This is a genomic window from Mucilaginibacter sp. (assembly GCF_028288105.1).
Taxonomy (GTDB): Bacteria; Bacteroidota; Bacteroidia; order Sphingobacteriales; family Sphingobacteriaceae; genus Mucilaginibacter.
Genome location: NZ_JAQBOI010000060.1, coordinates 1 through 9,942, shown reverse-complemented (window position 1 = coordinate 9,942; position 9,942 = coordinate 1). Strand labels below are relative to the sequence as shown.

Sequence of the window (9,942 nt, the reverse complement as noted above, 5' to 3'; positions counted from 1 at the left end):
ATGTTAATAGCTTGTTTAAAGCGTCGGGTGTTTCCCAGGCCGATTTATTGATAGGCGTTTGTATGGCGCCCGGGCCGATAGCCACTACCCTTATCTTATGGGGTGCTAACTCCTGTGCTATACTTTTCATAAACATACTTATGCCGCCTTTGCTTGCTGCATAGTTTACGTGGCCCGCCCATGGGATAACCTCATGCACACTGCTCATGCAGATGATCTTACCCGCCGCGCGGCTCACACCATCCACCACTCCCCTTTTGATAAACAATTTTGCAGCCTCGCGCGAGCAAAGGAACTGCCCGGTTAGGTTTATGTTGATAACTGTATTCCACTCATCCAGCGTCATATCCACAAATTTTGCGTCCTTTTGCAGGCCCGCATTATTTACCAGGATATCTATACCGCCGTATGTTGCTATCAGTTTGGCAAACATAGCCTGCACCTCATCTTCCTTGCTTACATCTGCCTGGTGGGCAAAGGCTTCGCCGCCGGCAGCTTGTATTTCGTCAACAACTTCGTCTGCAGCTTTTTGGTTGTGCACGTAGTTTACCAATACCTTAGCACCGGCCTGTGCTATAGCAATTGCAACGCCTTTGCCTATGCCGCTATCGGCACCGGTTATCAGGGCAACTTGCCCTTTAAGTTTTTGTGGATCCATAAGTATATGAGCTTTGCTATATGCAATGCTAATATCAGGATATGGTTTTAGTTTTTTGAAGAATTGTTTGGTAGGATATCTCGCAAAGACTCAAAAAATGCAGTGTGTCAGTCTGTGCCTGTCGAAGACTTAATGGTTCGACAAGCTCACCATGACATGTGTGGATAACCTACAACGCCTTTATATAATCCAAAAACAAATACAGTGCTTTCTTTTTATCCTCTGTCAGGTCAAAATCCAGTCTGTGCATCAAGTAATCTTCCAGGTCAAAATCGGCACGTTGCGGGAGTTCTTTTAACAGGTCCTGCCTATGGGCAAGGCCGTATCTCAATGCCAGGTCAAATTCTTTTATAAAATCTTCAGGTATAGGTTTGTTGGCTATCCAGGCAGCAAATACAAAAGGCAACCCGGTAAACTTTTGCCATTCTTCGGCAAGGTCATACACATATTTGTATTGGTCTTTTTTACCAAAAGTGCGGTCGCCAATTTGTACAAAGGCGGTTTGAGCATCTGCTGATTGTGAATAATCCGGCGCATTTACAACCAGTTCCGGCTGCACCTTCCAGTAATTTTTAAGCAGTACTCGCCCCAGGTTATTGGAGCTACGCGATTCCGGGTCGAGCTGTACCCGTTTCACATCCTTTATATCGCAGTTGCTGAATATGAATACAGAGTTTACCGCACCAACGGCACCAATACAGTAGGCAGATACAATTTCCCATTGGGGTAAATTTAATGTAGCCGCTACGGGTATTAAACCAATATCAACAACATCGTCTATCAGCTTTTGGGCACAGTCTGAAGGCATATCAAGGCTCAGATCTATCTTGTCTTTGATAGGTGAGTGTTGCAGGCCGTATAAAAAGGGTTTGGTGTTAGTATAGCTAACGGCAGAAATTTTTATCTTGTTCACGTATTGTTCTCTCTATGAGTTTTTTAAATGTTTGGCATTGTTGGCTTCAACAATTTCAAACTGGCTGCCATCGTAAGTTACCTTGTATAAAACCAGGTTTTGATGTGGGAAATTATCCATTTGCGTAAGCGGCTGATTGGTAAGTATACACATCAGTAAACGCAAAGCGCGGCCATGCATGCATATCAGCACCGTTTTTTCTTCGGGATGGCTCATAATTACTTCAAGTGCCTCCAGTTGCCTTGCCTTAACTTCGTTAGGACTTTCGCCGCCTTCAAATTTTTCGTCAAGTTTACCATCAAGCCAATCGCGCATTAATTGCAGGAATGCGGCTTTGGTTTCTGGAGTGGCTGGCTGGCCTTCATGTATGCCCCATGCTAACTCATCAAGCCCGGCTAATTTTTCATAAGGCAGCCCCAGATCAATAAACTGTTGGATGCTTTGTTGGGTACGTTTAAGTTCGGATATGTAAATTTTATCGAAGGGTACATTCTTGTAAGCTTCGTAAAATTGGTTAGCCTGGCGGCGACCTTCATTATTTAGATCAGTATCCCTGCCCCTGCCTTGTACAATGCCTTGTTTATTAAGGTCTGTTTGGCCGTGGCGTACTATATATAAAGTCTTTTCTATCATAGTGTAATACTAAACTGCCTTAATTAATAACGGGCAATTTATAAAAGCGCGGTTTAACTTCTTCCGCAAACTGGTAATCGTTATAATCTGTAATTACGTTATAAAGCGTATCGCGCTCAATTGGGTAACGGCCTGCAAGTTTTATCAGGTCTACCAATTCTTTGGTGCTCATGCCGGGGTTTTGCTCTTCAGCGCCCGCCATTGAGTATATTTTGGTAGTATCGTCAAGCGTACCATCAATATCATCCACCCCAAAATTAAGGGATAGCTGTGCTGTTGTACGGCTTATCATGGCCCAATAGGCTTTTATATGGTCAAAATTATCAAGATAGATACGCGCTATGGCATAATTACGCAAATCTTCCACTACGGTTGATTCGGGCACGTGGCTCATTTGATTATCCTGATTGCGGAATTTCAGTGGGATAAATGTTTGGAACCCACCCGTTCTATCCTGTAGTTGGCGCAGGCGTTCCATATGGTCAACACGGTGATGAAACTTTTCGATATGGCCGTAAAGCATGGTAGCGTTTGATCGCATACCCAATTTGTGCCATTCCTCGTGTATAGCAAGCCACTGGTCGCCGGTACATTTATCTTTAGCTATCAGGTCACGCACTTCGGGGTGAAATATCTCTGCCCCTCCTCCAGGTATCGATTCCAGGCCCGAGTCCTTCATCAATTTCATACCCGTAGCGTAATCTATTTTAGCTTTTTTAAATATATAATGATACTCTACAGGGGTTAAAGCCTTCACATGCAGATTGGGCCTGTGTGCCTTTATCTTACTGAACAGTTCACTATAAAAAGCAACATCGTATTGCGGTAAAACGCCACCTACAATGTGTACTTCGGTAACCGGCTGGTCGTCATATTTCTTAACAATATCCAGCATCTCTTCCATAGTGTACTCCCACCCATCGGCACGCTGTTTTAGCAGGCGTGAGTATGAGCAGAATTTGCAATCGTAAACACAAAGGTTGGTTGGCTCTATGTGAAAATTACGGTTAAAGTATGTTTTATCACCGTGTTTTTGCTCGCGTATGTAGTTGGCAAGTACTCCCAGGTAGCCTAATTCAGCTTTTTCATAAAGCAAAACGCCTTCGTCAAAAGTGATGCGCTGGTTATGAAGTACCTTCTCAGCAATGTCTTTAAGCTCGGGCAAAAGTTGGGGATTATCCAGCAATACCCGAAAATTATCTGATACTTCCATTTAGAAAAATATTTGAGCAAATGTAGCAAATTGCATCAGTTTTAAAACCAATGCATCAACTTAATGTATGTTTAAACACAGAGTATGACAGTGTTTTTACAGACCAGAATAAATTTACAGGCTGGAAACGGATGTGATGTTTATACCAATGAAGCAATCGTCTGCACATCCTTTAAGCACATAACCTGCTGTTGAGATAAGGCCATCGTTTTTAGCTTCAAAGTACACATCGTTGGTATTTGGATCGGCTTTAAGCCAAACGTTTTTTGCATTTGCGTAAACATCGTCAATGGTAAGCAAAGCGGCGCCTTCATCAGTATGCGAACCTAAATTGCCTGTAGTTTCGTGCCATTCTCTTAAAACAACACGGATGCTTGTCCCGGTCGACAAATCGTACTGATAATAAATATAGTCGCGTTTAGTAACAGCGCCATTTACAACAGTAATTTTGGTTTCGGAATTATTGCCTGTGAAGGATGATCTTAATACTGTATAAGTGTAGGTGTTTTTTACAGAAGCTTTATATTGAGCCCACAAAGTAAGGCTTTCGTTATAGTCTTTTGTGCTGTAACTAAGCGTTTTCTTTTGGGTAGTAGTTGCAGTATTATCCTTGGTACAAGCCGCGAAAACAAGCAATGCAAATAGTATGGTATAAAGCTTCTTCATAAAATTGCGAGGTTGTAATTTAAGTAAAGATATACATTTGCTTAGTGGGATGCTACTTAAGTAGCTTTATCTCTTTAATACTGATACCGTTAAAACAATCATCCTGGCAACCTTTAGGTATAGAGCCTGCTGATGAAATAAGCCCATCATTTTTATCAACAAAAAATATCTCGTTATCTTTTTTGTTGACTTTCAGCCATACAGTTTTTGCTTTAGCATACACCTGATCAAGCGTTAGTATCTCGGCTGCGCGCAATTGTTGGTGACTATTTAGCAAAGCTTCGTTCTCTACCCAGGTTTCTGCCACTACTGTAACCGCTGAGTTTGGTTGATTAGTCCACATGGTATATTCCCGCTCTATAACTTTACCATTTTTTACTGTAATTTTTGTTTCTGTACGATCCCCTAAAAATGTATAAAAGCGATAAGCTATGTAAGAATACGAGTTATTGCTCTGGCTTTTAAACTGCTGCCATTTTTTGTAGCTATTATCAAACTGGGTAATAGCAGCATCTTTTTTGCATCCAGTTAAGCTGATGATAAGAAGCATCAGCATAGGTAATATTTTTTTCATTGTGTTTGGGTTCGTAATCAAAATACGACAATATCTTGCAAATTGCTACAGTAAATCACAAATATTCTTAGTTAATTTGGCGGCATAGCTTTAATATAATGAAAATAGAAACCATAGCCATTCACGCCGGCAACCATACCGATGCCTCATCAAAAGCAGTTATACAACCCATTGTTATGTCTACCACGTTTCAGCGTGATGAAGATGGAGAATTTTCGTCCGGGTATTCTTATAGCCGTGCGGCTAATCCCAATCGTACTTCATTAGAGAATGTGCTGGCTCAGTTAGAGAACGGTGTTGAGGCTGCGGCATTTTCATCTGGCAATGCAGCCGGCATGTCGGTATTTCAGTCGTTAGAGCCGGGTACACACATTATTTGCCCTGATGATATGTATCATGGACTGCGTAACCAGTTAAAAATGCTTTTCGTAGGTATCCTGGAATTCGATTTTATTGATGTGAACGATAGCGATGTTTTAACAGCTCATATTAAACCAAATACCGGCGTAATATGGATAGAAACACCATCTAACCCGCTATTAAAAATCACCGATATTAAAAAAGTAGTAAGCATAGCCCGTGGGCACAATATTAAAGTGGTTTGCGATAATACATTTGCCACCCCACTTTGCCAGCAAGCTTTAGCTTTAGGCGCCGATATAGTTATGCATTCGTCCACCAAGTACTTTGGTGGCCATAGCGATTTGATGGGCGGTGTGCTTATTACCGCATAAAAAAACGACTGGTGGCAAAAAATTCGCGATATACAAACCATGGGTGGCGCAATCCCCTCTCCTATGGATTGCTATTATCTGGTACGCAGTATTAAAACCCTGCCTTATCGTGTGCGTGGCCATGTACAAAATGCACAGCTACTGGCCGAATTTTTGGAAAGCCATCCACATGTAGAGAGTGTAATGTACCCCGGTTTATCCTCACACCCACAGCATGAAATTGCCAAGGCACAAATGAGCGGCTTTGGGGCGATGCTATCTTTCACCCTAAAAGGCGGCGAAGAGGAAGCCAAAAAAGTAGTTAATTCCATAAAAATATTCGCCCGTGCTACCAGTTTGGGTGGTGTGGAAAGCTTAATAGAACACCGTGCATCTGTTGAAGGGCCGGATACTAAAACACCGTTTAACTTGCTAAGGGTATCGGTTGGCTTAGAGCATATTGATGATTTGATAGGTGATTTAACGCAGGCGATGGCGTAAATTATAGTCAAACACAGCGTTATTACATTGGAACGATAATTAAATTGAAATTAAATTTGGAAATTAATTATCGTTTACTCTATATTTGAAACATTATTTGGTAGCAATACCTTGATCAATTCCCTCACACGGATTTTGATTTATAAAGAAGCGGCGAGAGATCAGGCTCGATGAACCGCTGGCAACCCTACAAGGTGTAGAAGGTGCCAATTCCTGTCCCGGAGAATAGTTAACCGGGGGATATAAATTTTGAATCATGAAAACTCTGATTTACGTACGTCACAACACCTTGCAGGCCCAAACGGCCAGGCAATCAGTATACAAACAACTTTCTGGTTGTATTTGTATGTGTTGCTGCTGCTGTTGATGCAGTACACGTCCCCTTTTTCTATTTCCTGAAAAAACACGTGATACCACTTTAGGATAGTATTATCCTGTTGTAATCGTTAACATCTCATTCAATTATCCTTTAAATCTACAGAACATGTCTAACTTAAAATTTGAAACACTGCAATTGCATGCTGGTCAGGAAGTTGACGCTACAACAGGAGCTCGTGCTGTACCTTTATATCAAACAACTTCATACGTATTTAACAATGCCGAGCATGGTGCAAACCTGTTTGCATTAAAAGAGTTCGGCAATATATATACCCGGTTAATGAACCGCACCACAGATGTTTTTGAAAAGCGTATTGCCGCCCTTGAAGGTGGTGTAGCTGCTTTGGCAACAGCATCTGGCCAGGCGTCGCAATTTTTAGCCCTCAATAATATTTTGCAGGTGGGCGATAACTTCGTTACCTCCCCTTTTCTGTACGGTGGTACTTACAACCAGTTTAAAGTTTCCTTTAAGCGCTTGGGGATCGATGCCCGTTTTGCGAAAGACGATACAGCTGAAAATATTGAGAAATTGATTGATGACAAAACTAAAGCCATTTTTGTGGAAACCATTGGTAACCCCGGCTTTAATATACCAGATTTTGAAAAACTTGCCGAATTGGCCAAAAAGTACGATTTGCCGCTCATTGTAGATAACACCTTTGCCGCAGGCGGATACCTGTTTCGCCCGTTACAACATGGTGCTCACGTGGTTGTAGAATCTACCACCAAATGGATAAACGGCCATGGTACCTGTATTGGCGGTGCTATTATTGATGGCGGTAATTACAACTGGGGTAATGGGAAATTCCCGCAGTTTACCGAGCCAAGCGAAGGTTACCACGGTTTAATATTTAGTGATGTATTTGGTATTGGCGGGCCATTTGGCAATATTCAATTTATTATTCGTGCCCGGGTAGAGGGCTTACGTGACTTTGGCCCATCGCAATCACCATTTAACTCGTGGCTTAATATTCAGGGTTTAGAAACATTATCACTGCGTGTACAACGCCATGTAGATAATGCTCTTGAATTGGCCAAATGGCTGGAGCAACACCCGCAGGTAGAGTCAGTTAACTACCCGGGGTTAGAGTCATCGCCCCATCATGCACTTGCCAAAAAGTACTTAAAAAATGGCTTTGGCGCTGTGTTATCCTTTAAAATTAAGGGCGGTAAAGAAAACGCGAATAACCTTATAGATAGCCTAAAACTGGTTAGCCATTTAGCTAATGTAGGCGATGCTAAAACCTTAATTATACAACCGGCTGCAACTACGCACCAGCAACTATCAGATGAAGAACAACTATCTGCAGGAGTTGTACCGGGGCAACTACGCGTGGCGGTTGGTATTGAACATATTGATGATATTAAAGCTGATTTTGAACAGGCATTTGCCAAGATAAAAGAGCCGGAGTTAGTATAGATTTTTTTAGTTTTTTAAGTGATGTTATTAGGGGGTAGTTGTTTAGACAACTACTCCCAAAATAACGAAAATGTAACAAATGAGCACACAAAGTTTTACATATACAGGAACGTTTGAGCTGGAATCCGGCCAAAAATTGCAAGGACTTGAAATCGGCTTTAATACCTATGGAAGCCTCAATGAAAATCGGGACAATGTAGTGTGGGTATGCCATGCCCTCACTGCAAATTCCGATGTTTTTGATTGGTGGAAAGGCCTTTTTGGCCCGGACGATCACTTTAATCCTAACGATCATTTCATAGTTTGTGCTAATGTTTTGGGTTCGCCTTATGGCACACTTAATCCCTTAAGTATAAACCCTGCAACCGGTCAGCCTTATTATTTAGCTTTCCCGGAATTTACTATAAGGGATATTATAAAAGCACATAAACTATTGGCAGATCATTTAAAGATCGAACATATAGAGATATTATTGGGTGGATCGTTAGGTGGCCAGCAGGCCATTGAATGGAGTATTATTGAGCCAGATCGCATCAAAAACCTGATACTGATAGCTACAAATGCCAAACATTCGCCATGGGGCATTGCCTTTAACGAATCGCAACGTTTGGCTATAAGTGCCGACCGTACTTTTTATGCAGGTGCAGCAGATGGTGGCAGCAAAGGCTTAAAAGCCGCGCGCAGTATCGCCCTCCTATCCTACCGCAGTTATAAAACTTACGATATTACCCAACAGGAAGATCAGAGTGATGTTACTGATAATTTCAAGGCATCAACTTATCAAAACTACCAGGGGCAAAAACTCGTAAACAGGTTTAATGCTTATAGTTACTGGTATCTTTCAAAAGCGATGGACTCGCACAATATTGGCCGTGGCAGGCATGGTATTGACAAGGCTTTGAGCCTGATAAAAGCCCGTACGTTGGTTATTGGTATAAAATCTGACGTATTGTTCCCTGTAGAGGAGCAGCAATACCTGTTCAGGCATATACCAAAATCGGCCTTTGCCGAACTGGATTCGTTTTACGGGCACGACGGATTTTTAATTGAAACAGAAGATTTAACAAATATTATCACATCGTTTTTTAAAACCGATGTAAAAGGAAAAATTATAGAACTGCAAAAAATTGCTTAATGAGTAAAAAACTAAACATAGGCCTCTTCGGGTTTGGAGTTGTAGGCCAGGGATTGTATGATATCATCAAAACAAAGAACCTAAATCTCGAAATAGTAAAAATCGCTATCAAAAATCCAGAAAAAGAGCGATCGTTACCCAAAGAGCTTTTCACAACAGACAGAGACGAGATACTGAACAACCCGGAAATTAATACTGTGGTTGAATTGATAAATGATACCGAAGCTGCCTTCGAGATTGTATCGCGCGCATTAAGTTCCGGCAAAAATGTGGTATCGTCCAGTAAAAAAATGATAGCCACTTATCTAAATGAACTGATTGAGCTGCAGCACAAGCATGGCACTTCATTACTGTATGAAGGTGCGGTTTGCGGCAGTATTCCTATCATTCGTAACCTGGAGGAATATTATGATAATGAATTACTGCATTCTATAAGCGGCATATTCAATGGTTCATCAAACTACATCTTATCTAAAGGGTATTTAGAAAACCTTGATTATGATACCGCTCTTAAACAGGCGCAGGACCTTGGCTTCGCAGAAACCGACCCAACTATGGATGTTGGTGGTTATGATGCCAAATTCAAACTGATAATAGCAGCAGCGCATGCTTATGGTGTTGTTATCAACCCGGAGGAAGTACTTAACATTGGCATCCAGAACCTATCACCTAATGATTTGCAGTATGCCCGCGAAAAGAAATTAAAGATAAAGCTGGTGCCCGTAGCCAAAGAATTGGATGACAGGCATGTTACCCTTTTTGTATTACCCAAATTTGTAAACGAAACGGAGTTTTTATACAATGTAGAGTATGAATACAACGGTGTAACTGTACAGGCAGCTTTTGCCGACCAGCAATTCTTTTTTGGTAAAGGCGCAGGCGGGCACCCAACAGGTTCGGCTGTATTATCAGATATCGCGGCGTTACGTTATGACTATCAGTACGAATACAAAAAAGCCAAAGAAGTGAGTAATCTACGCTTCACTAACAATGTGGATGTAAATATTTATCTGCGTTATGAGGATGAAGGTTTGGTTGAAGCCTTAGAGTTTGAACACATTCACGAACGTTTTTATTCGGGCAGCTACAAATTTGTTATCGGAAAGATAAACCTGCAAAAACTTATCGACAACCAGGA

The 9,942-nt window shown here is 41.6% G+C and carries 9 protein-coding genes, 1 pseudogene and 1 riboswitch; of the genes and pseudogenes, 4 read left to right on the top strand and 6 right to left on the bottom strand.

Going from position 1 to position 9,942, the window contains the following annotated elements; genetic code table 11:
* From JWQ85_RS04380 to JWQ85_RS04355, 6 genes are all read right to left on the bottom strand, one after another.
* On the bottom strand, positions 1 to 658 hold a 658-nt coding region (locus JWQ85_RS04380; RefSeq protein WP_299464508.1), incomplete at its 3' end, for an SDR family NAD(P)-dependent oxidoreductase.
* Between the two features lie 169 nt (positions 659 to 827).
* On the bottom strand, positions 828 to 1,571 hold the full coding sequence (locus JWQ85_RS04375; RefSeq protein WP_299464505.1) for a menaquinone biosynthetic enzyme MqnA/MqnD family protein: 744 nt from the start codon (positions 1,569 to 1,571) through the stop codon (positions 828 to 830).
* 12 nt (positions 1,572 to 1,583) lie between these two features.
* Positions 1,584 to 2,204 carry a histidine phosphatase family protein gene (locus JWQ85_RS04370; protein ID WP_299464502.1) on the bottom strand — a complete coding sequence of 207 codons (621 nt, stop codon included), beginning with the start codon at positions 2,202 to 2,204 and terminating at the stop codon, positions 1,584 to 1,586.
* Between the two features lie 19 nt (positions 2,205 to 2,223).
* On the bottom strand, positions 2,224 to 3,417 hold the full coding sequence (gene mqnE / locus JWQ85_RS04365; RefSeq protein ID WP_299464499.1) for an aminofutalosine synthase MqnE: 1,194 nt from the start codon (positions 3,415 to 3,417) through the stop codon (positions 2,224 to 2,226).
* A gap of 114 nt (positions 3,418 to 3,531) precedes the next feature.
* Entirely contained in the window at positions 3,532 to 4,083 is a 552-nt protein-coding gene (locus tag JWQ85_RS04360) for a hypothetical protein (RefSeq protein WP_299464497.1), read from the bottom strand.
* Between the two features lie 52 nt (positions 4,084 to 4,135).
* The gene (locus tag JWQ85_RS04355) at positions 4,136 to 4,657 is read right to left on the bottom strand and encodes a hypothetical protein (protein WP_299464494.1); all 522 of its coding nucleotides are present in this window, start codon (positions 4,655 to 4,657) and stop codon (positions 4,136 to 4,138) included.
* 98 nt (positions 4,658 to 4,755) lie between these two features.
* On the opposite strand from JWQ85_RS04355, the pseudogene JWQ85_RS04350 reads away from it, so the two are divergent.
* From JWQ85_RS04350 to JWQ85_RS04335, 4 genes and pseudogenes are all read left to right on the top strand, one after another.
* Positions 4,756 to 5,871 (top strand): annotated as a pseudogene (locus tag JWQ85_RS04350) (PLP-dependent aspartate aminotransferase family protein).
* Positions 5,872 to 6,008: 137 nt separating this feature from the next.
* Positions 6,009 to 6,120: riboswitch (SAM riboswitch) on the top strand.
* Positions 6,121 to 6,355: 235 nt separating this feature from the next.
* A complete protein-coding gene (locus JWQ85_RS04345) occupies positions 6,356 to 7,669 on the top strand; it encodes an O-acetylhomoserine aminocarboxypropyltransferase/cysteine synthase family protein (protein ID WP_299464491.1) in 1,314 nt (437 codons plus the stop codon).
* Between the two features lie 79 nt (positions 7,670 to 7,748).
* On the top strand, positions 7,749 to 8,804 hold the full coding sequence (gene metX, locus JWQ85_RS04340) for a homoserine O-acetyltransferase (protein ID WP_299464488.1): 1,056 nt from the start codon (positions 7,749 to 7,751) through the stop codon (positions 8,802 to 8,804).
* On the top strand, positions 8,804 to 9,942 hold a 1,139-nt coding region (locus JWQ85_RS04335), incomplete at its 3' end, for a homoserine dehydrogenase (RefSeq protein ID WP_299464485.1). The genes metX and JWQ85_RS04335, both read left to right, overlap by 1 nt.

Bases quoted from the DNA above. Each gene is read 5' to 3' on its own strand.
- JWQ85_RS04370 (WP_299464502.1), bottom strand. From the start codon at position 2,204: ATGATAGAAAAGACTTTATATATAGTACGCCACGGCCAAACAGACCTT.
- metX (WP_299464488.1), top strand. From the start codon at position 7,749: ATGAGCACACAAAGTTTTACATATACAGGAACGTTTGAGCTGGAATCC.
- JWQ85_RS04360 (WP_299464497.1), bottom strand. From the start codon at position 4,083: ATGAAGAAGCTTTATACCATACTATTTGCATTGCTTGTTTTCGCGGCT.
- JWQ85_RS04355 (WP_299464494.1), bottom strand. From the start codon at position 4,657: ATGAAAAAAATATTACCTATGCTGATGCTTCTTATCATCAGCTTAACT.
- mqnE (WP_299464499.1), bottom strand. From the start codon at position 3,417: ATGGAAGTATCAGATAATTTTCGGGTATTGCTGGATAATCCCCAACTT.
- JWQ85_RS04345 (WP_299464491.1), top strand. From the start codon at position 6,356: ATGTCTAACTTAAAATTTGAAACACTGCAATTGCATGCTGGTCAGGAA.